Genomic DNA, 26,304 nt, shown 5'->3' on the forward strand with positions numbered 1-26,304 from the left:
ACGTCCGCATGAGCTTGGAGACGCCCCCATGTTCCGATTTCCCGTGCGCCTTGTCGGCGCCGCCGTCGCGCTGACCCTGGCGGCAGCCAATCCGGCCCTCGCCCAGCAGCTCGAGCTCAAGCTGATGGCGCCGGCCGCGCCCGGCGGGGGTTGGGATCAGACCGCCCGCTCCATGCAGCAGGCCCTGGTGGCTTCGGGCGTTGCGCGCAGCGTACAGGTCACCAACGTTCCCGGCGCCGGCGGCAGCGTCGGCATTGCCCAGTTCGTCAATGGCGCCAAGGGCGACGGCAACCAGATGATGGTCAACGGCTTCGTCATGGTGGGCGCGCTCGCCATGAACAAGTCGCCGGTGACGCTGGAGCAGGTGACGCCGATCGCGCGGCTCACCGAGGAAATTCAGGTGATCGTGGTGCCCGCGAACTCGCCGATCAAGTCGGCCCAGGATCTCGCCGCCGCAGTGAAGGCCGACATCGCCAAAGTAACCTTCGCCGGCGGGTCAGCCGGCGGCGTCGACCATGTGATGGCGGCGTTGTTCGCCGGCGCCGTCGGCGCCGATGCAAAGAAGATCAACTACATCCCGTTCTCCGGCGGCGGCGAGTCGCTGGCGGCGATCCTCGGCGGCAAGGTCACGGCCGGCATTTCGGGGCTCAGCGAATACGAAGGGCAGATCAAGTCCGGCAAGCTCCGCGCGATCGGTGTGACCTCGGAGAAGCGAATCGCAGGCAGCGACATCCCGACCTTCAAGGAGCAGGGCATCGACCTCGTGATCGCCAACTGGCGCTCGGTGGTCGCGCCTCCCGGCATCACGCCCGAGCAGAAGAAGACGCTGAGCGACGCCGTCGAGAAGATGGTGAAGTCCGACGCCTGGAAGGAGGTTCTCAAGCAGAAGGGCTGGGAGGACGCTTATCTTGGCGGCGACGCCTTCGCCGACTTCCTGAAGAAGGAAACGGCGCGCGTCACCGACGTGCTGAAATCGGTTGGCCTGGTCAAGTCATGACCTCAAGCGATCCCGCCCAGCCGCCGAGGCGCGTCGATCGCGCCGGCATCGTCATCGCTGCGTTGCTCGCAGGTCTCGCCGCGGTGCTGGTCTGGGACGCGAGCGGCCTGCCAACCACCGCGATGTATGGCATGGGACCGGAGGCGATGCCGATCGTGGTCGCCAGCGGCCTTGCGCTGCTCGCGATCGGCAATTTCATCGATGCGCTGCGCGGTAATCTGCCGGCGCGCGAGAGCTCCGATCCCGTGCCTGTGGTTCTGATCCTCGTTGGCCTTGCGCTGCTGATCGCCATCATAGGCTTCGGCGGCGGCTTCATCCTGGCGACGGCGGCGCTATTCGTGACGACCTCGGCGGCGTTCGGGCGCCGTGCCGTCCTGGCCGATTCCGTCATCGCTCTCGTGATGTCGACCCTGATCTATCTCGCGTTTGACCGCCTGTTGACGCTGAGCCTCCCGGCTGGCCCGCTGGAGCGACTGCTGTGATGGACACTTTTGCTGCGCTGGCGCATGGCATGGCAGTCGCCGTTCAGCCGATGAACCTGCTCTATGCCTTGATCGGCGTCTTCCTCGGCACGGCCGTGGGCGTGCTGCCCGGCATCGGCCCGGCGCTGACGGTCGCCCTGCTGCTGCCTGTCACCTACAAGCTCGATCCCGGCGGCTCGCTGATCATGTTCGCCGGCATCTATTACGGCGGCATGTATGGCGGATCGACAACGGCGATCCTGATCAACACGCCCGGTGAGAGCGCCTCGATGGCGACCGCGCTCGAAGGCAACAAGATGGCCAAGGCCGGCCGCGGCGGGCCGGCGCTTGCGACTTCCGCGATCGGCTCCTTCGTCGCCGGCACCATCGCCACCATCGGGCTGGCGTTCCTCGCGCCATGGCTGGTCGATTTCGCCGTGCGCTTTGGCCCCGAGGATTACTTCGCGCTGATGTGCGTCGCCTTCGTCACGGTGTCGGCGACCTTCGGGGATTCACCGGTTCGCGGCTTGACCAGCCTGTTCATCGGCCTGACGCTGGGCCTCGTCGGCATCGACAAGCTGACGGGTCAGGCGCGGCTCGCGTTCGGCGTCCCTGAATTGCTCGACGGCGTCGAGGTGACGACGCTTGCGGTCGGCCTGTTCGCAGTCGGCGAGGCGCTCTACGTCGCATCGCGCCGCCACCATACCGAGGAAAAGCTCGAACCGGTGCGCGGCTCGCTGTGGATGACGAAGGAGGATTGGAAGCGCTCGTGGAAGCCGTGGCTGCGCGGCACCATGTTCGGCTTCCCCATCGGCGCGCTGCCGGCGGGTGGCGCGGAAATCCCGACCTTCCTGTCCTATTCCACCGAGAAGCGGCTGACGAAACACCCCGAGGAGTTCGGCAAGGGCGCGATCGAAGGCGTGGCCGGACCTGAGGCCGCCAACAACGCCTCTGCCGCCGGCACGCTGGTGCCGCTGCTGACGCTGGGATTGCCGACTTCGGCGACCGCCGCGATGATGCTGGCCGGCTTCCAGCAATACGGCCTTAACCCTGGGCCGCTGCTGTTCGCCGAGCGTCCGGACCTGGTGTGGGGCCTGATCGCCAGCCTGTTCATCGCCAACATGATGCTGCTGGTGCTCAACCTGCCGCTGGTCGGCCTGTGGGTGCGGCTGCTCGCGATCCCGCAGCCCTGGCTCTATGCCGGCATCCTCGTGTTCGCGACCATGGGCACGATCGCGGCAAAGCCGTCGGTGGTGGAATTGTCGATGCTGGCCGGCTTCGGCGTGCTCGGCTTCCTGATGCGCCGGTTCGATTTCCCGATCGCACCGGTCGTGGTCGGCCTGATCCTCGGCCCGATCGCCGAGAGCCAGCTGCGGCGCGCGCTCGCGATCAGCCTCGGGGATCCCATGACGTTGGTGCAGAGCCCGATCTCCGCGACGCTGCTTGCCATCGCGCTGGTTGCGCTGCTGGCCCCCTTCGTGCTGAAGGGAATGGGGCGGTTCAAGGCGAACGAGGACTAGGCCCCGACGCACCTGTCCTCTCTCGTATCGCGTCCATTCGTGGGGAACTGTCATGCCTTCTGAACTCCGTTCTCCTCGTCTCGCGGTTCTGATCGACGCCGACAACGCCTCCGCGAAGATCGCGGACGGATTGTTCGAGGAGATTGCCAAGATCGGCGAGGCCAGCGTCCGCCGCATCTATGGCGATTTCTCAAATGCGCGATCCAGAGGCTGGGCCGACATCCTGTCGAAACACGCCATCATCCCGCAGCAGCAGTTCGCCTATACGACGGGAAAGAACGCCTCCGACATCACTCTGGTCATCGATGCGATGGACCTGCTTCACAGTGGCCGGTTCGACGGTTTTTGCCTGGTCTCTTCCGACAGCGACTTTACCCGCCTGGCTGCCCGCATCCGGGAGCAGGGCATCGACGTCTTCGGGTTCGGCGAGCAGAAGACGCCGGAAAGCTTCCGGCAGGCCTGCCGCAGATTCGTTTACACGGAGAACCTGCTTGCCGGGACGGTGAATACGCAGGACGCCACCGCGAGGTCGGCGCCGCTTCAGCCCCCCGAAGCGGCCACGCCAATCATCAAGAAGGTCATTACCCAGATGGAGAGCGAGGACGGCTGGGTCGCCCTCGGGGAGGTGGGCAGGCAGCTTGCGAATCTCGCGTCCGATTTCGATCCGAGGACCTTCGGCTTCCGAAAGCTGAGCGATCTCGTGCGGAAGACAAATTCGTTCGAGATTGACGAGCAAAAGGGGCGATCGATGCGGATTCGGGTCAAGCCCGCTGCCGCACCGACTTCGAGACCGCGGAACTCGCGGCGAAGGGCGCTAGGCGGAGCGGCCCCTAAAGCGTAAGCAGGGCGTACTGGTAGATTGAGCTTGCCCGGACTGTGGCGCGGCGCAAACATCGCCCCGCATTGCCACGCGAGGGTTCCGATGACCAAACTTACCCGCTTTGCTGTCGAACCGCTGCACGCGATGACCCGGCGTCTGGCCGATGTCGCCTCAGCGCGCGTCGCGCCCGACCTCGTTGTGACCGGCGCCCGGGTGCTCTCGACCTATTCGGAGCGCATCCACGCGAACCGGGAGGTCTGGATCAGCGGCGGGCGCATCGCCGCGGTGAAGCCAGTGGGCACGGCGAAGAAGGTCTGGAGCGGCGCGCCGCTCTATGACGCCGCCGGCGGCATCATCGCGCCGGGTCTGGTCGATCCGCACATCCACATCGAATCCTCAATGGTGACCGCTTGCGCCTATGCCGAGGCCGCGCTGCTCAACGGCACCACCACGATCTTTTGCGACAGCCACGAGATCGGCAACGTCATGGACGTCGCCGGCGTCGAGGCGATGCTGGAGGACGCGCGCGAGGCTCCGCTTTCTATTTTTCTGACCGTGCCGAGCACGGTGCCGGCAACGTCCGCGGAACTGGAGACCGCCGGCGGCGACCTCACGCCGGACAAGATCGCTGGGCTGTTCGACCGCTGGCCCGAAGCGGTGGCGCTCGGCGAGAAGATGGACTTTGTCCCGGTGACGATGGGCGACGAGCGCAGCCACGCGATCCTCGCCGCAGCCTTGAAGCGGGGACGGCCGGTGTCCGGTCACGTCTATGGCCGCGAATTCGTCGCGGCTTATGCAGCCAGCGGCGTCACCGACACCCATGAGGCAATCGACCGTGACATTGCCGACGATCTGCTCGATGCTGGCGTTTGGGTGTTTTTGCGCGGCGGCCCGCCGACGACGCCCTGGCATTCGCTGCCGCAGGCGATCCGCACCATCACCGAGCTCGGAGCCTCGCACAAGCGCACCGCCGTGTGCACCGACGATCGCGACGCCGATGATCTCCTGCTGTTCGGTCTCGACTGGGTGGTGCGCGAGGCTGTGAAGGCGGGGATGTCGCCCGAGCAGGCCTGGTCGATGGGCTCGCTGCACGGCGCGACGCGCTTCGGCATGGAAGGGGATATCGGCGGCCTCGGCGGCGGGCGCCGCGCCGATCTCGTGCTGATGGACGATCAGCTCAAGCCGCAATGCACCTGGTATGGCGGGGAGCTCGTGGTCGAGCACGGCAAGATCACCCCGCGCCTCGATCAGGCGCTGTCGCAGCGCTATCAATATCCGAGGGCAGCCTACGCGACGGTCAAGCTGCCTGAGAAGATGAAGCTGACGCCGGAACTGCCGGCGAAGGCTTGCACCGTCAATGCGATCAAGACCGCGCTGCCGGGTATCACGTTGATTCACGAAAAGGTCGCGATCGAACCGGCGAAGGACTGGCTGTCGTTGTTCGCGCGCTACGGCCTGTGCTTCGTCACGGTGGTCGAGCGCCACGGCAAATCGACGGGCAATGTCGCCTATGGCCTGCTCAGGGATTTCGGCCTGAAGCGCGGCGCGGTTGCTTCCAGCGTCGGGCATGACAGCCACAACATCATCGTCGCCGGCACGAACGAGGCTGACATGCAGGTCGCGATCGCAGCGATCAGGGAGCAGCAGGGCGGCGTCTGCGTCGTCGCCGACGGCAAGGTGAAGGCGCTGGTTCCCTTGCCGATCGCAGGGCTGCTCTCCGACAAGCGCGTCATTGAGGTGGCCGAAGAGGTCAAGGCGCTGAAGAAGGAATGGGCCGAGGCCGGCTGCACCATTCCCTATATGGGCTTCAATTTGATTCCCCTATCGGTCATTCCGGAAATTCGCATCACCGACAAGGGCCTCGTGCTGGTGCCGCAGATGGAGCTTGCACCGCTGTTCGAGTGATCTGCTTTCACGTGCATCTCGATCTAACCGATTGAGACCACCACGATTTTTTCGCGGCTGCCGCATCGTGGAAAATAAAATCGATCTCGTTGAGATCGCATCACGCAGACCGGATGATCTCGCTCGCTGACGCAACTTGGAGCGAGGTCCGATATGGCGAAGATGCGAGCCGTCGATGCAGCCGTGCGAATTCTGGAGAAGGAAGGCATCTCGACTGCCTTCGGGGTTCCCGGCGCTGCGATCAATCCGCTTTACTCGGCGCTGAAAAAACGGGGCTCGATCCGCCACATCCTGGCGCGGCATGTCGAGGGTGCCTCGCACATGGCCGAGGGCTACACCCGGGCCAAGGCCGGCAATATCGGCGTTTGCATCGGCACCTCGGGGCCGGCCGGCACCGACATGATCACCGGGCTATACTCTGCGATCGCCGATTCCATTCCGATCCTCTGCATCACCGGGCAGGCGCCGCGGGCACGCCTCTACAAGGAAGATTTCCAGGCCGTCGACATCGAGTCGATCGCGAAGCCCGTGACGAAATGGGCGGTGACGGTGCGCGAGCCGGCGCTGGTGCCGCGCGTGTTCAGCCAGGCGTTTCATGTGATGCGCTCGGGCCGGCCGGGACCGGTGCTGATCGACATGCCGCTCGACGTGCAGCTCGCCGAGATCGAGTTCGACGACGATACCTATGAGCCGCTGCCGGTCTACAAGCCGGCCGCGACGCGCAAGCAGGTCGAGAAGGCGCTGGAGATGCTCAACGCCGCCGAGCGTCCGCTGATCGTGGCGGGCGGCGGCATCATCAACGCCGACGCGTCTGATCTGCTAGTGGAATTTGCCGAGATCACCAACGTGCCCGTGGTGCCGACGCTGATGGGGTGGGGCGCGATCCCTGACGACCACGTGTTGATGGCCGGCATGGTGGGCCTGCAGACCAGTCACCGTTACGGCAATGCCACGCTGCTGGAATCCGATTTCGTGCTCGGCATCGGCAATCGCTGGGCCAACCGCCACACCGGCTCGGTCGAGACCTACACCAAGGGCCGCAAATTCGTTCACGTGGACATCGAGCCGACCCAGATCGGGCGCGTGTTCAATCCCGATTTCGGCATCGTCTCGGACGCCAAGGCCGCGCTGGAGCTGTTTGTCACCGTCGCCAGGGAGTGGCGCCGGTCAGGCAGGCTCCGCGAGCGTCAGGCGTGGCCCGCGTCCTGCCGCGACCGCAAGAAGACGATGCTACGCAAGAGCCATTTCGACAATGTGCCGATCAAGCCGCAGCGCGTCTACGAGGAGATGAACAAGGCGTTCGGCCGCGACACGACCTATGTCACGGTGATCGGCCTGTCGCAGATCGCCGGCGCGCAGTTCCTGGGCGTCTACAAGCCGCGCAACTGGATCAATGCCGGGCAGGCGGGGCCGCTCGGCTGGACGCTGCCGGCGGCGCTCGGCGTGCGTGCGGCCTGTCCGGATCGTGAGATCGTCGCGCTGTCGGGCGACTACGACTTCCAGTTCCTGATCGAGGAGCTCGCGGTCGGCGCGCAGTTCAATCTGCCCTACATCCACGTCGTCGTGAACAATTCCTATCTCGGCCTGATCCGCCAGGCCCAGCGCGGCTTCGACATGGACTATCATGTTCAGCTTTCCTTCGAGAACATCAACGCGCCCGAGATCGGAGTGTATGGCGTCGACCATGTGACGGTGGCCGAAGGCCTCGGCTGCAAGGCGATCCGCGTTACCGACCCGAAGGACACGCAGGCGGCGTTCGCGACCGCGCGCGAATTGATGGCGAAGCACCGCGTCCCCGTGGTGGTCGAATTCATCCTCGAACGTGTCACCAACATCGCGATGGGCACCGAGATCGACAACATCGTCGAGTTCGAGGAGGTGCTGGATCTGCCGCTCGACGAGGTCGCAAGCGCGCGGCCCAATGTGTTGCAGCCGGCAGAGTAAGGGGACCGCATCATGCCGAAATTTGCCGCCAATCTCACCATGCTCTTCAACGAGATGCCGTTCCTCGACCGCTTCGCTGCCGCGAAGGCGGCGGGATTTGCCGGGGTCGAGTATCTCTTTCCCTATGATTTCGACAAGGCGCAGCTGCGCGAGCAATTGGAGTCTCACGGGCTGACACAGGTGCTGCACAATCTGCCGGCCGGCAATTGGGCGGCTGGCGAGCGCGGCATCGCCATCCTGCCCGATCGCAGCAGCGAATTCCGCGACGGCGTGTTCCGCGCCATCGACTACGCCAAGGCGCTGGATTGCGAGCAGCTCAACTGCCTCGTCGGCATCGCGCCTGCCGGTGCCGATCCGCGCGAGCTTCAGGAGACGCTGGTCGGAAATCTGCGCTTCGCCGCCGCGACGCTGGCACGGGAAAACATCAAGCTGCTGGTCGAGCCGATCAATACGCTGGACATTCCGGGCTTCTACCTCAACGGCACGGAGCAGGCGATACAGCTCATCTCCGAGGTGCGGTCGAGCAATTTGTTCGTCCAGTACGACATCTATCACATGCAGATCATGGAAGGTGATCTCGCCCGCACCATCCAGGAATATCTGCCGCAGATCGCGCATGTCCAACTCGCCGACAATCCCGGCCGCCATGAACCCGGCACCGGCGAGATCAACTATCCCTTCCTGTTCCGCCATCTCGCCGCGATCGGCTATCGCGGATGGATCGGCTGCGAATACAAGCCGCGCACCACGACCCTGGAAGGTCTTTCATGGCACGCGGCGCAGACGTTCGAGACCTGAATCACGACGGCAGTGCGCTCCCTCTCCCGCTTGCGGGGAGAGGGCTGGGGAGAGGGTGTCTCCGCAATGGGATTTTATCGATGCGGTGAGAATCTCCCCAAGGCGAGAAAGCCCTCACCCGGCACCGTGCGCGCTGAGAAAGTTCGCTAATCCAACTGAAAGAAGGTCAGACCATGATCGATATCGGCTTCATCGGACTTGGCACCATGGGACGGCCGATGGCCGGTCATCTCCTGGCTGCGGGTCATCGTGTTCTCCTGCATGACGTCGCGCCGGTCGCGGCTGAACTGATTGCGGCCGGCGGCATCCCCTGCAAATCGGCCAAGGAAGTCGCGGAGGAATCGGATGCCGTTATCATCATGGTGCCGGATACGCCGCACGTGGAGGCCGTCCTGTTCGGCAAGGACGGTGTCGCGAGCGGCATCTCCAAGGGCAAGATCGTCGTCGACATGAGCTCGATCTCGCCGTTGGCGACGAAGGAGTTTGCGAAGAAGATCGAGGCGCTCGGCGCCGACTATCTCGACGCGCCGGTGTCGGGCGGGGAGGTCGGTGCGAAAGCTGGCAGTCTCACCATCATGGTCGGCGGGCCCGAGCGCGCCTTCGGCACCATGAAGCCGGTGTTCGACAAGATGGGCAAGAACGTCACGCATGTCGGCGCCAATGGCGACGGACAGACGACGAAGGTCGCCAACCAGATCATCGTCGCACTGACTATCGAGGCCGTGAGCGAAGCCTTGTTGTTTGCGTCGAAGGCCGGCGCGAACCCTGCGCTGGTGCGCAAGGCGCTGATGGGCGGGTTTGCCTCGTCACGGATTCTCGAAGTCCATGGCGAACGCATGGTGAAGCGCAATTTCGATCCGGGCTTTCGCATCGAGCTGCATCAGAAGGATCTCAACCTCGCGCTCGAAGGCGCGCGTGCGCTCGGCCTGTCGCTGCCGAGCACGGCGGTGGCGCAGCAATTGTTCTCGTCCTGCGCCGCGCATGGCGGCAAGGCCTGGGATCATTCCGCAATGGTGCGCGCGCTGGAACTGATGGCGGGACATGAGATCGCCGCAGCCTGATCTGTTACCGCGTAACAGTCTCTGGATTTGGCGCGCCTTTGGCCGCAGGGGAACCGGAACAATGCTCCGGCCCCGTGGTTGAAGGCGCATGACAACCACTGGAGACTTAAGGACATGAAAACCCGTCTTGCGATTTCGTTGGCTGCCGCCTCGCTGCTGGCGTCGAGCGCAGCCTTTGCCCAATCGACCACCGAACAGGGCGCCAGGGACGGCGCGCGCGCGGGCGGCGACATCGGCGGCCCGGTCGGCGCGATGGTCGGCGGCACCGTCGGTGCGGCCGTTGGCGCGGGTCTCGAAATTCCGAATGCGATTCTCGGCGGAATCCCGCGCAGCGAATCGGTCGTCGTGGAGGAGCGCGTCGTGGTCGGCGAGCCCCTGCCTCCGACCGTGGTGCTGCGCCCGGTGCCGAACTACACCGAGTATCGGTATGCGGTCGTGAACGACCGCCGCGTGATCGTCGAGCCGCGCACGCGCCGCGTCGTCAAGATCATCGACTGATCTGCGCTAATCTAAGCGCTGAGAAGATGGGCCCTGCGGCGCTACTCCGCGGGGCCTTCGCTCGTCAGGGCCGCGTTGTTGCGAAGCCGGGTCATGGTCCAGTCCGCAGCCGCTGCGATGGCAAAGCCGAAGCAGGCGGTGAGCGCGTCGACCAGAAAGTCCGCAAGTCGCGCATGGCGGCCCGGTGCCCAAAATTGCATCAATTCCAGCACGCCGATCAGGACAACCGAGGCCGCAGCAATCCGCAGGCGCCGCCGCGGATAGGCGAGGCCGAAGGCCAGTCCGACCAGGATGAAGGCGAGCGCATGTTCGCCGTCCTGACCGAGGTCGGAATGGGGCCGCAGGCCCGGTGGGCCGAGGGTTGCGAAAGTGACGGCGGCCGCGAGCAGCCAGGCAATGGAACGAACCAAAATCGACATTCAGCCCGCATAGCACAGATTTGTAACGGGCCGGTACCCTCCCGTCATCAGATCGACGTTTAGTTAATGACGAAACGTTAAAGTGGCTCGCGCACGCCAAGGCCGTGCATGAAACGTTCCCGGATCTGCACGGGGTCGCGGCGGGTGGTGCCGATGCCCGGCTTGTCGTCGATCCGTACGGCGATGAGGTGGGGCTCGGAGGCACCCATTGCAGCCTCGATCAGCCGCTCGAAATCCTCCTCGTCCGCGGCCCAAGCGCTGTTGGCGAGACCCGAGCCGAGAGCGATGGCAACGATGTCGGCGACACCAGCTGCCGGCGTCGGCTGCGCGCCGGTAATTTGGTAGATGCCGTTGTCCATCACGATCATCGTGAGGTTCTTCGGCTTCAGGGCTGCGATCGTCGAGAGCGCACCAAGCTGCATCAGTAGCGAGCCGTCGCCTTCGAGCGCGAAGACGTGGCGGTCGGGCTGCGCCAGCGCCACGCCGAGCGCGATCGGGAAGGCGAGTCCCATGCTGCCCAGCATGTAGAAGTTCTGCGGGCGGTGGCCGGCGGCCCAGAGATCGAAATTGGTGTTGCCGATGCCGCCGATCACCGCTTCCTCGTTTCCGAGCTTCGCGATCAGGCGTGAGGTGACGTCGAAGCGGTTCATCACCTTGGTGTTGCGATTGTCCAAGTCTGTTTTCATTTCGCCAAACTCACTTGTCGAACACCTTGCCGCCCGTGAGCAGCGGGTTGAGGATCAGGGCCACCGGCGCCTGCGTGGTGACGGCCTGCTTGATCGAGCGGTCAGCGATGAATTCGAGCTCGTCGAGCCGGGTGATGGTGTGGTGCTCCAGCGCCAGTGAATCCAGCACCGGGCGCATGGTGCGGCAGACCAGCGACTGGCCGTAGTTGAACTCGCCGAGCGTGCCGCGCTCGGAGACGAACATGATCAGCGGAATCTGGTACGGCACCGCGAGCGAGGCCAGCACGTTGGCGAGCGTCGCAAAGCCTGACGTCTGCATCAGCACCGCGCCGCGCCGGCCGCCCATCCAGGCTCCCGAAACGATGCCGACCGCTTCCTCCTCGCGGGCGGTGGCAAAAGTGGTGAAGAAGGGATCGGCGTGCAGGTTCTTGATCAGCGGCGTCAGCACGCGGTCGGGGACGTAGGGGATCAGGCTGATCTCGTTCCGCTTCAGGGTTTGCAGGACGATGCCGTCCCAACTGCTTTCGCCGGCCCCCTGTGCGGCCTGGGGCGAGGTCTTCTGCTCCGCAATCGCCATTGCGTTCTCCCTTGAGCCGCGCATGCTTCTTGGTATCTGGCCGTCGCGGCAGTCCGCCGAACTTGACGCAGGCAGTGGGATTGTCAACATGTCCCGGCCGGCACCGTGATCTGCGCTGGACGGCCTGCCGTGGCCGGGGCCGCCATGTCATAAAGGCGGCAACGAAAAAGCGGGAGGAAGCATGGAGGAGCGCGCGCAGCGCCGACCTTGCGGATCTCCTCGCGAGCGAGCCGGAAGGGTCCTGATGTCGGTCAACAACAAGCGCGTCGTCTACTCCAATTATCTGGCCAATCCGATCTATATCGACATCCTGAAGGCACGGCCCGACGTCCGGCTCGATCGCATCGAGAACGAAAGCCCCGAGGATTTCTATGCGCCGATCCTGAGCGCAGCCCATGTCTACCAGGTCGGCGCCGCCCGCGACGAACTCGCCCCGCATTTCCATGTCGATGCCGCTTTCCTGAAGCGCACGCCGAATTTGCTGCTCGTCTCCAGCAATGGCGCGGGGTTCGATCCTGTCGACGTCGAGGCCTGCACGGAGGCCGGCGTCGTGGTCGTCAACCAGTCCGGCGGCAACGCCCATTCGGTTGCCGAGCATGCGCTGGCGATGATGCTGACGCTGTCCAAGCGCATCATCCAGTCGGACCGCCGGCTGCGCCGCGAGCGCGACGTCAACCGCAACGAGCTCGTCGGCAACGAGGTCGAGCACAAGACCGTCGGCATCATCGGGCTCGGCAATGTCGGCCGCCGCATCGCCGCTTTGTGCAAGGGCCTGCTGGGCATGAAGGTGCTGGCCTATGATCCGTATCTTTCGGCCGAGGTCATGGCCGAGCGGGGCGGGGAGAAGGTCGAGCTCGACGAGCTTCTGCGCCGCTCCGATTTCGTCTCGATCTCCTGTCCGCTCAACAAGGGCAGCCGCAACATGATCAGCGTGCGCGAATTCGCGCTGATGCAGCCGCACGCCTATTTCATCACGACCGCGCGCGGCTTCATCCACGACGAGGACGCGCTGCTGCAGGCCTTGCGCGACAAGCGCATCGCGGGCGCCGGCCTCGACGTCTGGTCCAAGGAACCGCCGCCGCCGGAGCATCCGCTGCTCCAGTTCGACAACGTGCTGGCGAGCCCGCATACAGCGGGTGTGACGATCGAGGCGCGCCAGAACATGGGCCGCATCGCCGCCGAGCAGGTGCTGGAGACGCTCGACGGCAAGCGTCCGCCGCGCATCATCAATCCCGAGGTCTGGCCGCACTATGCAGAACGCTTCAAGCAGGCGTTCGGCGTGACGCCGGGGTAGGAGCTCGCGCCAAGCGTCCGGAATGGCCGCTGGAAAGCCGCGCCGATCTTGATGCGCGTCAAAAACTCCCTCCCGCATCCGGCCTAAATGGGATTAGAGTGCCGCCGGGGCAGCAGGGAGGTCCCATGTCTACTTATGTCGTCAGGTTCATGAAGGACGTGCTCGGCCAGTACGGCCGGCACATCGAGGTGTGCCAGGGCACGCTCGAGATCGACGCCTGCGATGAGGACGAGGCCAGAGAGCGGGCCAAGGCGAAGTTTTGCCAGGATCAGGCCTTGCATCACTGGTCGCTGCATGCCGATCGCATCCAGGTCAGACCGGCTGACTTTCCGTCCCAAGGCGTTATCGGCCGGGCGCCGTGACAGGCGGGGGCGCCGTCGTCCCCGCGCCGAGCGACCTTTGCACCATCACGGTATCGGACCAGCGGCCGTGGCGATAGGCGACGCCGCAGAGCAGCCCGGCGCGCGCGAAGCCGAACTTCTCGTGCAGCGCCAGCGAGGGCGCGTTGTCGGCATCGATATAGCCGATCATCTGGCGAAAGCCGGCCGCCGCGCAGGCATCGATCAGGTCCTGGAGCAAGAGCCGTCCGACGCCGCGGCCGAGATGCTCGTGATGAACATAGATCGAGTGTTTCGCCGTGTAGCGATAGGCCGGCCGCTTGCGGAATTGCACCGCATAGGCATAGCCCACGACCTCGCCGCGAAAGATCGCGACCAGATGCGGCAGGCGGGTCTGCTTCAGATTCTTGCGCCGGTCGCGCAGATCGTCCGGTTCGGGTGCGCCGGTTCCCTCGACCTCGCGCGGCACGCCATTGCGGACATGATGGCGGTAGATCGCCAGCATCGCTTCGACGTCGCCCTCGCGTGAGGGCCGGACCAGAACCCGTTCTTCGCTCGCTCGCGCGGCTGTTTCGTTCATCGGCACCTACTCGGCAACGACGTAAGTATAGAGCCCGATGCGGCCGTTCGCATCGATCTCCTTGTAGACGCCCTGGATTTCCACATCGAAGCCCGGAAACGTATTGAAGCAGGTTTCGAACATCTTGAGATAATCGATCATGGGCTTGGCTCGTTCCGTGAGCCGCTCGCCGGGCACGATCGTGGCGATGCCGGGCGGATAGACCACGAACGGCGTGGTGGCGATGCGGCCTGCGATCGCCTCGATCGGCAGATAGTCGACGTCGTTGCGGAACAGATAGCGCGCGGCATCGCGCGGCGACATCGCGATCTCAGGCATGTGCTCGGGCATGAACTGCCGGGCCTGAAGCGCGCTGACGTCCGCGGCACGGAAGAAGCGGTGCATCTCGCCGCAGAGGTCGCGCAGCCGCGCGCCAGCGTAGCGCGCCTGCCGCCGCACGTAGAACTCGGGGATGACGTCGGCCAGCAGCGCGTTGTCGTCGTGCAGCTTCTTGAACGCGACGAGGCCCGAGATCAGCGTGCCGGCCTTGCTCGCCTCGACGCCAGGCGTGAGCAGGAAGAGCATCGAGTTGAGGTCGTTTTTCTCGGGGACGATGCGGTTTTCGCGTAAGTATTGCGCGACGACCGGCGCGGGGATGCCGTGGTCGGCGTAGGCGCCGGTGGTGCGGTCGAAACCGGGCGTGAGCAGAGTCAGCTTGTTCGGGTCGGTCATGGCAAAGCCCTCGGTGAGGCCGGGGAAGCCATGCCAGGCGCTGTCTGGGGAAAGCTGCCAGAGCGCGGGATTGGTGGCGAGCTCGTCGGTGGAGAGAGTCTCCCAGGCGACGTTGTGCACAGCGCCAGGGCGGCTGACGTCCGGAATGGCGACGCGGTCCGGGACGAACGGCTCGAAGAACCAGCGCCGCTCCGGGTTCTGCTCCTTCTCCTCGAACTCCCGGCGCATCGCCCGAATCTTCTTGCGCAGCTCGATGCCGAGGCGGATCGTATCGTCCCACAACACTTCGCCGGAGCGACCCTTCATCATCTGCGCGCCGACGTCCAGCGAGGCGAACAGCGGATAGAATGGCGACGTGGAGGCGTGCTGCATGAAGCTCTCGTTGAAGCGGCGATGCTCGACGCGCCGCTTCTGGCCGCGGATGTGACGATCCTTGATGTGGATCTGGGAGGCCTGCGAGAAGCTCGCGAGCTGCTTGTGCGTCGACTGGGTCGCGATGATGCCGGGCGCCTCCGGGGGAAGATTGGCCAGACCCATGGCGAAGCGGCCGGCATAGAGCGGATGGAATTTCATGAAGCCGGCCCAGGCCTCGTCGAACAGAATGTACTCGCAGAGATGGCCGACGCGCTTGAGGATCATCTCGGCGCTGTGGATCGTGCCGTCATAGGTGCATTGCTCGACGACGGCGACGCGGAACGGCCGTTCCTTGCGCCAGGCGTCCTTGTCCATGACAAGTGGATGATTGTGGATTGCCTCGCGCAAGGTCTTCTCGTCGAGCATGTCCCAGCGCATCGGGCCGATCAGGCCCCATGCGTTGCGGATGGTCGGCACGTAGATTGGCACGCCGCCATTGATCATCAGCGCGCCATGATGGGCGGCCTTGTGGTTGTTGCGGTCGAACAGCACGAGATCGCCGTCGGTGACGAGCGCGCCGAGCGCGACCTTGTTCGAGGTCGAGGTGCCGTTGAGCACGAAATAAGTCTTCTCCGCACCGAAGATTTGCGCAGCCTCCTTCTGCGCCCTCAGCGCGGGGCCTTCATGCGTGAGGAGGTCGCCGAGATCGAGCACGGAATTGTCGAGGTCGTCGCGGAACACGGACTCGCCGAGATGCTCGACGAAGACCCGGCCGATCGGGCTGCGGTTGTAGAACACGCCGCCATTGTGCCCCGGGCAGGTCCAGAGTTGGTTGCCTTCCTCGGCATAATCGACCAGCGCGCCGAAGAACGGCGTCTTCAGCGTTTCGGCATATTGCTTCAGCCGGCTGATCAGGTTTTTGGCGATGAAGGTCGGGGTCTCCTCGGAGAGAAAGACGTAGCCGTCGATGAAGTCGAGCACCTCGACCGGCAAATCCTCGAACCTCTTGCGGCGGATCAGGAGGATGATCGGGAAGTCGAGGCCGCGCCGCCGCATCAGGTTGATCAGCGCCGAGGTCTTGCCTTCAAGGCCCTTCTTGCCCCAATCCACCACCATGCAGCCGATCGCGGCGTCGGTCTGCACCGCCATCTCGGCATCCTCGAGCTTGCGGGCACGAACCACCTCGAAGCCGGAGCGCTGGATCTCCTCGATGATCTGATTGAAGCGGACGCCTTCGAGATCGTCAGCGTCGAACACAGGTGCGGCGAACAGGAAGTTGAAGCGCTTGAAATAGTCCATGTTGGATTCCGAATGTGCAGGAGATACAGCTCTCGGCACATTCGATGACAGTTAAATGACAGGAGCCCAGTGCCGCGGCGAGTTCGAGTGCCGGAGGCTTCAGTTCAGCAGCTTGTCCAGCGTGATCGGGAAACGCCGGATACGCTTGCCGGTGGCATGATAGACCGCGTTCGCGATCGCCGCGGGCACGCCGACGATGCCGATTTCGCCGAGACCCTTGACGCCCAACCTGTTGATGTGGTCGTCGGGCTCGTCGACGAAAATCACGTCGATGTCGTGGACGTCGGCGTTTACGGGAATGTGGTATTCGGCGATGTTGGCGTTCATGATGCGGCCGAAGCGGTGATCCATCACCGTCTCCTCGTGCAGCGCCATCCCGATCCCCCAGACCACGCCCCCCATGATCTGGCTGTGGCCCGTCTTGGTGTTCAAGATGCGTCCAGCCGCGATGGCGCTCACGATCCGCGTGACGCGGACGACGCCGAGTTCTTCATCCACCTTGACCTCGGCAAAGACGGCAGAATGCGTGTTGCGCGCATGCGACTTGTCCTCGGCAAACTCGTTCAGTTTCTCCTTCTCGATCCGTTCGACTTGGCCATGGCGCATCGCATCAGCGATTGAAACGGCGCGGCTGCGGTCGGCGGCCTTGGCAACCGTCCCGTCGACGAGAATGATGTCCGGGGGATCGACGGCGGCGAGCGGCGAGGCAGGCATCGCCTTGGCGTATCGTGCGAGCTCGCGGCGAATCTCTTCGGCCGCGCCCAGCACGGCGTGCGCGCTCGAGGCGGCCATCCATGAGCCGCCTTCCACGGGTGCCTGCGGCAGGGTCGAGTCCGCGAGCTTGACGCTGATGTTCTCGATCGGTAGGCCGAGGGCATCGGCCGCGACCTGCGCCACGATGGTATAGGTGCCTGTGCCGATATCGGACGCGGCGCAGGAGACCTCGGCATGGCCGTTGGAAGTCAGCACGATGCGGACGGCGACCGGCATCTGCAGCGCCTCCCACACGCCCGTTGCCATACCCCAGCCGACGAGTTCCTTGCCGTCGCGCATCGAGCGGAGTGCGGGATTGCGGCGGCTCCAGCCGAAAGCTACCGCGCCGCGGGCGTAACATTCGCGCAACTGCTTGCTGGTGTAGGGCAGGTCTCCGGTCTGGTCGCGATCCGAGTAGCATCTCAGACGCAGCTCGATCGGGTCGAGCTTGAGCGCGACGGCCAGTTCGTCCATGGCGCATTCGAGCGCGCAGACGCCCGTTGCGGCTCCCGGCGCGCGCATGTCGCAGGGGGTGGAGACGTCGAGGTCGACCAGCTTGTGGGAATGGTGGCTGTTGGGGCTCTTGTAGAGCTGCTCGGCCCAGCCGGTGTCGTTGCGCGAGAAATCCTCGTAGCGGGAGGTCACGGCAATCGCTTCATGAATGATCGCATCGAGCGTGCCATCAGGCTTGGCACCGAGCGCAACGCGCTCGATGGTCATGGGACGAAAGCCCAGGCCGTACATCTGCTGTCGCGTCAGCACGACGCGGACAGATCGCTTCAGTGCGAGAGCGGCAAGCGTTGCCAGCACCACCTGGTGCTGCGGCCGCAGGCCCGACCCGAAGGCGCCGCCGACATAGGGCGAGATCACGCGGATGTCGTCCGGCTTCTTGCCGAGAACGCTGCAAAGAAACTTCTGCACGTTCTGAACGCCCTGCGTCTTGTCGTAGACCGTGAGCCTGCCGCCGCCGTCCCAGACCGCCGTCGTCGCATAGAGCTCCATCGGATTGTGATGCTCGCTGGGAATGACGTAGTCCGCCTCGTGGCGAACGGCCGCCCGCGCCAGCGCTGCTGTCGCGTCACCACGCGGCTTGTGCGGCTGGTCCACTTTGGCGGCCTTGCCGCGTTCGGATTCGAGATCGGTCGCAAACGCCTCCTGCTCATATTCAACGCGAACAAGGGTTGCGGCGAACTTGGCGGTCTCCCAATCCTCGGCGACGACGAGTGCGACGGGCTGGCCGTTGAACTTGATCCTGTCGTCGTAGAGCGGCCGGAAGGGCGAGCCCTTCTCCGGCGCCACTTCGTCCTTCCAGGCTTCGTCCTTGTCGGCGAGGGGCGGGCGATGCGCATGGGTGAACACGTCGACCACGCCTTTCACCTTCATCGCCTCGCTCGTGTCGAGGCGAGCAATGCGCCCGCGCGGAATGGTGGCCTCGATCACGAAGCCATGAAGCAGACGATCCGCTGCGAATTCACCGGCATATTTGGCAGCCCCAGTGACCTTGGCCCGGCCGTCGACGCGCGACGTTGGTGTTCCGACATAGGCGTTCATCGGACCCTCATGCGATCTTCTTGTGAGCTTGTGATTGCGGCGTTGCGCTCGTGGCCTGCATCAGCGTACGCACCACGGCGCGGCGCGCCAGCTCGATCTTGAATCCATTTTGGGAACGAGCGGTTGCTCCCTGCAGCAGCAGGTCGGCGGCGCGTCCAAAATGATCTGCAGTTGCGGCCTGGCCCCGCAACGCCGCTTCGGCCTCGAGGCTCCGCCAGGGCTTGTGAGCCACGCCGCCGAGGGCAAGACGCGCTTCGCTGATCGCGTTACCCTCCAGCTCGAGCGCGGCCGCGACCGAGACCAGGGCGAAAGCGTAGGACAGCCGGTCGCGGATCTTCAGATAGCTGTAGTTCCGGGCGAAGCTGTGCGGCGGCAGTTCGATGGCAGTGATGATCTCACCTCTGCCGAGAATCGTATCGAGATGAGGCTTGTCGTCCGGAAGCCGATGGAAATCCGTCAGCGCAACGGTGCGCGCCCCGGTGGGACTTGCGATGTGCACGAGCGCGCCGAGTGCGGCCAGCGCGACGCTCATGTCGGATGGATTGGTCGCGATGCAGGACTTGCTGGTGCCGAGGATGGCGTGGTTACGGTTGAGCCCATCGAGTGCCGAGCAGCCCGTGCCGGGGCTTCGCTTGTTGCACGGCGTCGTGGTGTCATAAAAATAGGCGCAGCGCGTTCGCTGCATCAGATTGCCGCCGACCGAGGCCATGTTGCGCAGCTGGGCGGAGGCGCCGGCCAGGATGGCGCTGGCGAGCAGGGGGTAGCGCTGCTCGATCAGCGGGTGGTAGGCGAGGTCCGAATTCGGCACCAGGGCGCCGATGCGCAGGCCGCCATCGGCGGTCTCCTCGATCTCGCGAAGCGGCAGGCGGGAAATGTCGATCAGCCGAGAGGGCCGTTCGACATTCTCCTTCATGAGGTCGATCAGATTGGTGCCGCCGGCAATCAGCTTCGCGCCGGGATCGGCGGCGAGCAGGCGAATGGCGTCGGCAACGTCGCTCGCGCGGGAATATTGGAAATTGTTCATGATCGGCTCATTGCCTGCTCGATTGCCGCCACGATGTTGGGGTAGGCGCCGCAGCGGCAGAGATTTCCGCTCATGAGCTCCCGGATCTCGTCGGCATCCTTGGCACGGCCTTCTGCCAGAAGGCCCGCCGCCGAGCAGATCTGCCCGGGCGTGCAATAGCCGCACTGGAAGGCGTCGTGGTCGATGAAGGCCTGTTGCAGCGGGTGAAGCGCGCCATTCTTGGCGAGCCCTTCAATGGTGGTGATCTCGGCGCCATCCTTCATGACCGCGAGCGTCAGGCAGGAATTGACCCGCCGGCCGTTGACAAGAACGGTGCAGGCACCGCACTGACCGTGATCGCAGCCCTTCTTGGTGCCCGTCAGCGCAAGATGATCGCGCAATGCGTCCAGCAGCGTGGTCCAGGGTATGAGATCGAGCGTGTGGCCAACGCCATTGACGACGAGATGAACCGGAATGCGTTCGGGAATCTCGTGCGTGACATCGCTCATGTCCTGCTCCCTGCGCCGGCGACCGAGCCGAGACGTCAGCCATGCTGACGCGGAGGCACGTCGCCTCCACCCGCCAAAGGCGTCCAACGGACAACCGGCTGCTTGGTTCCCCGCCGCGAATTATGACGCCCGCGACACGGCGGTCAGCGTTTCGCCTCGCCGAACACCACGGTCGGCACCGCGCGGTTGACGACCTCGCGTAGCGCGAAGCTGGATTGCACCCGGGCGACGCGAGGCAGGCGCGACAGCTCGGTGCGGTGGATGCGCTCGAAATCCTGGATATCGCGGGCGAGCACGATCAGGATGTAGTCGTCGGTCCCCGACATCAGGAAACAGCGGACGACCGAGGGGCATTTCACCACCTCCGCCTCGAACGCCTTCAGCGCATCGTCGCTCTGGCTCTCGAGCGCGATGCGGACCAGCACCGTCGTCGTGAGGCCGAACTGCGCCAGATCGAGCGCGGCATGATAGGCCTGAATATAGCCGTCGTCTTCGAGCGCCTTCTGCCGCCGCGCCATCGCCGTGCTCGACAGGCCAATCTTGTGGGCGAGTTCGGTGTGGCTCGCCCGCGCATTGGTCGTGAGTTCCGCAAGGATGGCGAGATCTTTCCGGTCGAGGGCCAAGGTTTCGTTTCCAGCGTCAAATGACATTTCTGCGCCGGAAACCGGCGCGCGGCCTCCGAGCCTAGCGGATATTTGCACGAAACCAAACCGCCGCGACCGATACGATGATGAACGGAATCAATGTGTTGGGAAGGATCTGAAGATGCGAGTCGGTGTTCCCAAGGAGATCAAGGTGCAGGAATATCGCGTCGGGCTCACCCCGGGCGCGGTCCGTGAATATGTAGCAGCCGGTCACCAGGTGTTGGTCGAGACCGGCGCCGGCAGCGGCATCGGTGCCTCCGACGAGGTCTATCGGCGAGCAGGGGCTGCGATCGCCGAGAGCGCGCGCGATATCTTCACCAAGTCCGAGATGATCGTGAAGGTGAAGGAGCCACAAAAAAGCGAATGGGCCCAACTCGGCGAAAACCAGATCCTGTTCACTTATCTCCATCTCGCGCCGGATCCGGAGCAGGCGAAGGGCCTGCTTGCCTCCGGTTGCACCGCGATCGCCTATGAGACCGTCACCGACGCGAACGGCCACCTCCCGCTGCTCGCGCCGATGAGCGAAGTCGCCGGCCGCCTCGCGATCGAGGCCGCCGGCGCCGCGCTCAGGCGATCGGCGGGCGGCCGAGGGCTGCTGCTCGGCGGCGTGCCGGGCGTGCAGCCGGCGCGCGTAGTCGTGCTCGGCGGCGGCGTGGTGGGAACGCAGGCGGCGCGCATGGCCGCAGGCCTCGGCGCTGAAGTCACGGTGATCGATCGCTCGATTCCACGTCTGCGCCAGCTGGACGATCTCTTTGTCGGACGGGTGCGCACCCGCTTCTCGACGATCGAGTCGGTCGAGGAGGAGGTGTTCGCCGCCGACGTCGTGATCGGCGCTGTGCTGGTGCCGGGAGCGAGCGCCCCGAAGCTGGTCACGCGCGCGATGTTGAAGTCGATGCGGCCGGGCGCGGTGCTGGTCGACGTCGCCATCGACCAGGGCGGCTGCTTCGAGACCTCGCATCCGACCACGCACACCGAGCCGACCTATGAGGTCGACGGCATTGTGCATTATTGCGTCGCCAATATGCCTGGCGCGGTGCCGGTGACGTCGAGCCAGGCGCTGAACAACGCGACGCTGCCGTTCGGCCTGATGCTGGCGAACAAGGGCTTTGCCGCGGTGCTGGAAAATCCTCACTTGCGCAACGGCCTCAACGTGCATCGCGGCCGGATCACGAACAAGGCGGTGGCGGAAAGCCTGGGCCTGGAGTTCGCTCCGGTGGAGAGCGGGCTGGCGGCGTAAGGCCGCCAACCGTCATTGCGAGCGCAGCGAAGCAATCCAGAATCCCTCCACGGAAAGACCCTGGATTGCTTCGCTACGCTCCCAATGACGACGTGGTGAGAGTAGGATGCAATCGCCACGCTATCGTGGCGGCGACGACTCACCCCTTCGTCAACCTGTACTGCCCCAGATCCGGGTCATGCGTCATGCGCCAATAATCCACGAACCGCCAAGGCATCGCCGAAAACACGCGGCCATTGGCATTGCGGTAGTAGGTGCTCATGCCCGGATGGGTCCAGATCATCGCCTCGTGCTCGGCGTCGACCCCGCGGACGTAGTCGTCGAGCACGTCCTGGCGGACGTCAATCGCTGCGACGTCTTGCTCGATCATGTCGACCAGGCAAGCCGAGATGTAGCGGCTTTGGCATTCCGACTGGAAGATGACGCTGCCGCCATGGGCCGGGCCTGAATTCGGACCGAGCATGCAGAAGAAGTTCGGAAATCCCGGCACGGTGAGGCCTAGATATGCGGTCGGATTGTCATTGGCCCAAGCATCACGCAAATCCTTGCCGTCGCGGCCGTTGATGTTCAGGCGCGCGGCCATCTCCGTGACCTTGAACCCCGTCGCGACCACGATGATGTCGGCTGGGCGGTGCTGGCCATCCGCTGTGACGATGCCGGTTTCGTCGAAACGGTCGATCGCCTCGGTGACGAGCTCGACATTGTCCCGCGTGAGCGTCTTGAACCAGTTGTTGTCGAGCAGGATGCGCTTGCCGTAGGGCGGATAGGTCGGCACGCATTTTTCGATCAGATCGGGCCGGTCCTTCAGCTCGGACAGGATGAAGTCGGTCAACTCCTGGCGGTGCCGGTCATTGCCCTTGTTGACGGCGCGCTCCGGATGCGGCCAGGCCGGATCCTTGCGCAGGAAGGGCAAGAGGCCGTCGCCATAGCGCCAAAACATGTTGAAGCGATACCACTGAACATAGAACGGCAGATGCGCCAGCAGCCAGCGCGCGCCCTCGCTGATCGGATCGGCATAGCCCTTCACCGGCCGCGCCCATTGCGCGCTGCGCTGGTAGACGGTGACGGAGGCCACACGGCCGGCGATCGACGGCACCAACTGCATCGAGGTCGCGCCGGTGCCAATTACGGCGACATGCTTGCCGTCGAGCTTGATGTCGTCCGACCACAAGGCCGAGTGCAGGATCGTGCCCTTGAAATTCTCCTCGCCCTTGAAGTTCGCGCGGGAGGGATCGTTGAGCTGGCCGATCGCCGAGACCAGGGCGGTGGATTCGAAAGTCTCCTCGCCATCCTTCGTCTTGAGCGTGGAGATCCAACGCCGCTTGGCTTCGTCCCAACGCGACGAGGTCAGCGCGGTGTTGACCCGCAAATGCTCGCGGATGCCGTATTCCTCCGCGACCTTCTGGAGATAGCCGAGCAGCTCCTCGCGCTGGCAGAAGTAGCGCGTCCACGCGTTGCCGGAGCCGAACGAGTAGGAATAGGAATGGTTCGGCGTGTCGACGCCGCAGCCGGGATAGCGGTTTATCCACCAAGTGCCGCCGAGTTCGGCGTTCTTCTCGACGATGGTGTAGGGGATGCCGAGATGGCCGAGTGCCACGCCGAGCGCGATTGCACAGACGCCGGCGCCGACGATCAGCACATGCTGGTCGGCAAGCTTGTCATCTGATGGACGCTCGGTCCAGCGCGCCTGGCGCGGCACGAAGCCCATTTCCTCGCGCATCAACGGGGCATATTCCGGCGCGACATTCTCGCCGAGGCAGGCACGCATCATCTTCAAGAGTAGCTCATCGCCCGGATCGGTGATGACCGGCTTCGGCGTGCCTTTGGCGAAGAGCTCGACGACTGCGGCGCGGATCTCGTCCTGGATGTCCCTTGGGACGCCGGCCTCGGGATCCGGAATGAGGCGGATGTCGCGCTTGGGCAGGTAGGGTGGCGCGAGCCACTTCTCGTCGCCGGTCATGTGCACCAGCACCATCAGGAGGCAGCGGATGTCGCCTTCGGCGATCGTGGAGGCGAGATCGAGCGGCTGGTGTGGAGATGCGATGTTCATGGCGTGTCCTGATCTCCGGATGCAGTGAAGAGGCCGCGCGTCATCAGCTTGCGATAGGCGGAGATGACGTGGTCAGGCACAGCGGTGACGCCGCCATCCGAATAGGAGTAGCGCCGGCTGAGATAGCCGCGCGAGCCCATCAGCATGTGGACGATCGCCTCAAATTCCTCGTCGCTGTAATCCTCGATCGCGCCTGCAAGGCGAGCCCGGCCCAGGATGCGCACATAGGCGGTCGCGATGTTGTCGAGATGCTTCTGATAGCCGATGGGGGCGAAGAACTCGGCTTCGTTGAGAATACGCAGGAATTCCGGCACCTCGCGGATGAAGTCGAAGAAGGCGGAGAAACGCGCGATCTCCTGGCGGGCCGCATCCGCCGTACCGGTGCGGGCACGGATGAACTCGACCATGTCGAGACCGATCTTGGGCAGCAATTGGTCGAGCAGCTCCTGCCGGTTCTCGAAATGATTGTAGAAAGTGCCTTGCGCGACGCCGGCTTGCTCGGTGATGCGCGCGACCGAGGCTTCGGCATAGCCATGCTTGCCGACTACCTTGGTGGCGGCCTCGAAGATCTTCTGCTTGGTCCAGGCGTTGCGCTCGACACGGTTGAGCTTTGTGACCTTGGCGTTCACTTGCGTCATTCAGAGGTCTCCAGCTCGGCGCGCAACACGCGCTTCAGGATCTTGCCACTGGGATTGCGGGGGAGGGCGTCGCGGATGATCAGCTGCTTCGGCACCTTGAAGCTCGCCAGCCGCGCGCGGCAGTGCTCGGTGAGGGCAGGCAGTTCGAGGCTGGCGCCTTCGGCGAGCACGACGATGGCCACCGGCCGCTCGCCCCAGCGCGGATCGCGCAGACCGATCACGGCGACCTCGCGCACGTCAGGCAAATCGTAGATGACGCGCTCGACCTCGGAGGACGCGATGTTCTCTCCGCCGGAGATGATCATGTCCTTCTTGCGGTCGGTCAAATACAGAAAGCCATCTTCGTCGAGATAGCCGACATCGCCCGTACGGAACCAGTCGCCGAAGTAGGCGGACGCCGTCTTCTCCGGATCCTTCCAATAGCCGCGGGTGATCTTCGGGCCGCGCAGGCAGATCTCGCCGTTGACGTTCGGCGGCAGCTTCTTGCCGTCCTCGTCGCGGATCTCGATCTCGACGTGGGCGATGGCGCGCCCGGTCGAGCCGATCTTCTCGATCTCGCGGCCCTTCTCCATGAAGGTGTCGCCACCGACGGTCTCCGTGAGGCCATAGGCGTCGATGTAGCGGGCATTGCGGAAATATTCCGAGAAGGCGCGGATGCGCAGCTCCGGCGTCTTCTCGCCGCCGCCGATCGCCCATTGAAGGCTCGAGACGTCGTAGCGGTCACGCCTCGGGCAGGTGAGCATCGCGGTGGTCATCACGGGCGCGAACCAGGCGGCATTCAGCTTGTCTTCGGCGATGGCCGCAAGCGCCGTCTCCGGCTCGAAATTGCGCTCGATGCGGATGAAGCCGCCGTGCCAGAGTACGGCGATCCCGGGCAGATCGAGCGCGCCGACGTGATAGAGCGGGCCGACGACGAGAAGGCGCGTGTCGGCACTGATGCCGAGTGCGATGGTCTGGTCAGCCGACTTCCAGTAGAAATTATCGTAAGTGAGCATCACGCCCTTGGGGCGGTCGGTCGTGCCCGAGGTGTACATCAGCCGCATCAGGTCGGATGGCTGGCGGACATGCATGGCCGCGGTCGGTGCGTCGCCAGCAAGATGGGTGATGCTTTGTTGCGCGGCTTCATTCACCACGATGGTCTTCGCGCCCGCTGCATTCGCGGCGAGCTCTTCATCGGCAATCAACAGCCGCGCGCCGGCATTGCCGGCGATGTAGCCGACCTCGTCGTGCGAGAGCCGGAAGTTGACCGGCAGGAACACCGCGCCGAGATGGCTGGTCGCGAACACGAGCTCCAGGAACGCCGCGCTGTTCTTCATCAGCACCGCAACCACGTCGCCTGGGCCGATGCCCTGCGCGGCGAGCCAGCCTGCGACTTGGCGGACGCGCGCATGGAAGACCGCGTAGGAAATCTCCTCGCCGCGATATTTCAGCGCAGCCCGGTCCGGGGTGCGCCGTGCATGAAAGGCGATGAAGCTCGACAGATTGATCATTGCGCTTGTTTTGAGCCGGTTGGCGGCCTCATCCCCTCCCTTGATGAATTCTGACTCGTAATTCATCTTTGGCTTGACGTCACCCCCTTTGCTCTGAAATCCTTGGAGACACGGAGACGAGACGATCTCCGGCAGGGATCAGGAAACGCCGACCCGAAAGAGGGAGG

24 protein-coding genes are annotated in these 26,304 nt (G+C 64.5%); 12 read left to right on the forward strand and 12 right to left on the reverse strand.

Annotated elements, in window-relative coordinates; translation table 11 throughout:
* The first annotated feature begins 28 nt into the window (after positions 1 to 28).
* The 9 genes from LPJ38_RS18750 to LPJ38_RS18790 all read left to right on the forward strand — a co-directional run bounded on the left by LPJ38_RS18750 (position 29) and on the right by LPJ38_RS18790 (position 10,004).
* A complete protein-coding gene (locus LPJ38_RS18750; protein WP_145627451.1) occupies positions 29 to 997 on the forward strand; it encodes a Bug family tripartite tricarboxylate transporter substrate binding protein in 969 nt (322 codons plus the stop codon).
* Complete coding sequence (locus LPJ38_RS18755) at positions 994 to 1,479, forward strand: tripartite tricarboxylate transporter TctB family protein (RefSeq protein WP_145627448.1); 486 nt, start codon at positions 994 to 996, stop codon at positions 1,477 to 1,479. The genes LPJ38_RS18750 and LPJ38_RS18755 overlap by 4 nt, the downstream gene beginning before the upstream one ends.
* Positions 1,479 to 2,978, forward strand: coding sequence for a tripartite tricarboxylate transporter permease (locus LPJ38_RS18760; RefSeq protein ID WP_145627446.1), 1,500 nt, complete (start codon positions 1,479 to 1,481; stop codon positions 2,976 to 2,978). The genes LPJ38_RS18755 and LPJ38_RS18760 overlap by 1 nt, the downstream gene beginning before the upstream one ends.
* 52 nt (positions 2,979 to 3,030) lie before the next feature.
* Positions 3,031 to 3,819 (forward strand): NYN domain-containing protein, encoded by a 789-nt coding sequence (locus tag LPJ38_RS18765; RefSeq protein ID WP_145627444.1) that lies wholly within the window; start codon positions 3,031 to 3,033, stop codon positions 3,817 to 3,819.
* Between the two features lie 81 nt (positions 3,820 to 3,900).
* Positions 3,901 to 5,703, forward strand: coding sequence for an adenine deaminase (locus LPJ38_RS18770; RefSeq protein ID WP_145627441.1), 1,803 nt, complete (start codon positions 3,901 to 3,903; stop codon positions 5,701 to 5,703).
* A gap of 153 nt (positions 5,704 to 5,856) precedes the next feature.
* On the forward strand, positions 5,857 to 7,647 hold the full coding sequence (gene gcl, locus LPJ38_RS18775) for a glyoxylate carboligase (RefSeq protein WP_145627438.1): 1,791 nt from the start codon (positions 5,857 to 5,859) through the stop codon (positions 7,645 to 7,647).
* Between the two features lie 12 nt (positions 7,648 to 7,659).
* The gene (hyi, locus tag LPJ38_RS18780) at positions 7,660 to 8,445 is read left to right on the forward strand and encodes a hydroxypyruvate isomerase (RefSeq protein ID WP_145627435.1); all 786 of its coding nucleotides are present in this window, start codon (positions 7,660 to 7,662) and stop codon (positions 8,443 to 8,445) included.
* 173 nt (positions 8,446 to 8,618) lie between these two features.
* On the forward strand, positions 8,619 to 9,506 hold the full coding sequence (locus tag LPJ38_RS18785; RefSeq protein ID WP_145627432.1) for a 2-hydroxy-3-oxopropionate reductase: 888 nt from the start codon (positions 8,619 to 8,621) through the stop codon (positions 9,504 to 9,506).
* Between the two features lie 114 nt (positions 9,507 to 9,620).
* A complete protein-coding gene (locus LPJ38_RS18790; protein ID WP_008554001.1) occupies positions 9,621 to 10,004 on the forward strand; it encodes a DUF1236 domain-containing protein in 384 nt (127 codons plus the stop codon).
* A 41-nt stretch (positions 10,005 to 10,045) separates the two neighbouring features.
* On the opposite strand, the gene LPJ38_RS18795 is transcribed toward LPJ38_RS18790, so the two are convergent.
* From LPJ38_RS18795 to LPJ38_RS18805, 3 genes are all read right to left on the reverse strand, one after another.
* Complete coding sequence (locus LPJ38_RS18795) at positions 10,046 to 10,423, reverse strand: VanZ family protein (RefSeq protein ID WP_145627430.1); 378 nt, start codon at positions 10,421 to 10,423, stop codon at positions 10,046 to 10,048.
* A gap of 77 nt (positions 10,424 to 10,500) precedes the next feature.
* Positions 10,501 to 11,109 carry a thiamine pyrophosphate-dependent enzyme gene (locus tag LPJ38_RS18800; RefSeq protein ID WP_145627428.1) on the reverse strand — a complete coding sequence of 203 codons (609 nt, stop codon included), beginning with the start codon at positions 11,107 to 11,109 and terminating at the stop codon, positions 10,501 to 10,503.
* A 10-nt stretch (positions 11,110 to 11,119) separates the two neighbouring features.
* Positions 11,120 to 11,686: a thiamine pyrophosphate-binding protein gene (locus LPJ38_RS18805; protein WP_145627425.1), complete on the reverse strand. Its 567-nt coding sequence runs from the start codon at positions 11,684 to 11,686 to the stop codon at positions 11,120 to 11,122.
* Between the two features lie 244 nt (positions 11,687 to 11,930).
* Between LPJ38_RS18805 and LPJ38_RS18810 the strand changes: the two genes are divergently transcribed.
* Positions 11,931 to 12,980 (forward strand): hydroxyacid dehydrogenase, encoded by a 1,050-nt coding sequence (locus tag LPJ38_RS18810; RefSeq protein WP_145627422.1) that lies wholly within the window; start codon positions 11,931 to 11,933, stop codon positions 12,978 to 12,980.
* A gap of 125 nt (positions 12,981 to 13,105) precedes the next feature.
* A complete protein-coding gene (locus LPJ38_RS18815; RefSeq protein ID WP_167520182.1) occupies positions 13,106 to 13,342 on the forward strand; it encodes a hypothetical protein in 237 nt (78 codons plus the stop codon).
* On the opposite strand, the gene LPJ38_RS18820 is transcribed toward LPJ38_RS18815, so the two are convergent.
* The 6 genes from LPJ38_RS18820 to LPJ38_RS18845 form a co-directional block, all read right to left on the reverse strand.
* A complete protein-coding gene (locus LPJ38_RS18820; protein WP_167520181.1) occupies positions 13,323 to 13,898 on the reverse strand; it encodes a GNAT family N-acetyltransferase in 576 nt (191 codons plus the stop codon). The genes LPJ38_RS18815 and LPJ38_RS18820 overlap by 20 nt on opposite strands.
* 6 nt (positions 13,899 to 13,904) lie before the next feature.
* Positions 13,905 to 16,262, reverse strand: a complete 2,358-nt coding sequence (locus LPJ38_RS18825; protein ID WP_145627415.1) for an Orn/Lys/Arg family decarboxylase — start codon at positions 16,260 to 16,262, stop codon at positions 13,905 to 13,907.
* A 99-nt stretch (positions 16,263 to 16,361) separates the two neighbouring features.
* Complete coding sequence (locus tag LPJ38_RS18830) at positions 16,362 to 18,566, reverse strand: xanthine dehydrogenase family protein molybdopterin-binding subunit (protein ID WP_145627412.1); 2,205 nt, start codon at positions 18,564 to 18,566, stop codon at positions 16,362 to 16,364.
* A gap of 7 nt (positions 18,567 to 18,573) precedes the next feature.
* Complete coding sequence (locus LPJ38_RS18835) at positions 18,574 to 19,590, reverse strand: FAD binding domain-containing protein (RefSeq protein ID WP_145627408.1); 1,017 nt, start codon at positions 19,588 to 19,590, stop codon at positions 18,574 to 18,576.
* Positions 19,587 to 20,078 (reverse strand): (2Fe-2S)-binding protein, encoded by a 492-nt coding sequence (locus LPJ38_RS18840; protein ID WP_145627405.1) that lies wholly within the window; start codon positions 20,076 to 20,078, stop codon positions 19,587 to 19,589. Before LPJ38_RS18840 ends, LPJ38_RS18835 begins: the two co-directional genes overlap by 4 nt.
* 143 nt (positions 20,079 to 20,221) lie before the next feature.
* Positions 20,222 to 20,701 (reverse strand): Lrp/AsnC family transcriptional regulator, encoded by a 480-nt coding sequence (locus LPJ38_RS18845; RefSeq protein WP_167520180.1) that lies wholly within the window; start codon positions 20,699 to 20,701, stop codon positions 20,222 to 20,224.
* 142 nt (positions 20,702 to 20,843) lie between these two features.
* Here LPJ38_RS18845 and ald point away from each other — a divergent pair, with 142 nt between their 5' ends.
* Positions 20,844 to 21,959, forward strand: coding sequence for an alanine dehydrogenase (gene ald / locus LPJ38_RS18850; protein ID WP_145627398.1), 1,116 nt, complete (start codon positions 20,844 to 20,846; stop codon positions 21,957 to 21,959).
* A 139-nt stretch (positions 21,960 to 22,098) separates the two neighbouring features.
* Here the strand turns inward: ald and LPJ38_RS18855 are convergent, their stop codons facing one another.
* From LPJ38_RS18855 to LPJ38_RS18865, 3 genes are read right to left on the reverse strand one after another with little or no spacing between them, the layout of a single operon-like run.
* Positions 22,099 to 24,009: a flavin-containing monooxygenase gene (locus tag LPJ38_RS18855; RefSeq protein WP_145627395.1), complete on the reverse strand. Its 1,911-nt coding sequence runs from the start codon at positions 24,007 to 24,009 to the stop codon at positions 22,099 to 22,101.
* Positions 24,006 to 24,647, reverse strand: coding sequence for a TetR/AcrR family transcriptional regulator (locus LPJ38_RS18860; protein WP_145627392.1), 642 nt, complete (start codon positions 24,645 to 24,647; stop codon positions 24,006 to 24,008). The genes LPJ38_RS18855 and LPJ38_RS18860 overlap by 4 nt, the downstream gene beginning before the upstream one ends.
* A complete protein-coding gene (locus LPJ38_RS18865) occupies positions 24,644 to 26,137 on the reverse strand; it encodes an AMP-binding protein (protein ID WP_145628340.1) in 1,494 nt (497 codons plus the stop codon). Before LPJ38_RS18865 ends, LPJ38_RS18860 begins: the two co-directional genes overlap by 4 nt.
* Positions 26,138 to 26,304 lie beyond the last annotated feature (167 nt).

Source organism: Bradyrhizobium daqingense, from assembly GCF_021044685.1.
Lineage (GTDB): Bacteria > Pseudomonadota > Alphaproteobacteria > Rhizobiales > Xanthobacteraceae > Bradyrhizobium > Bradyrhizobium daqingense.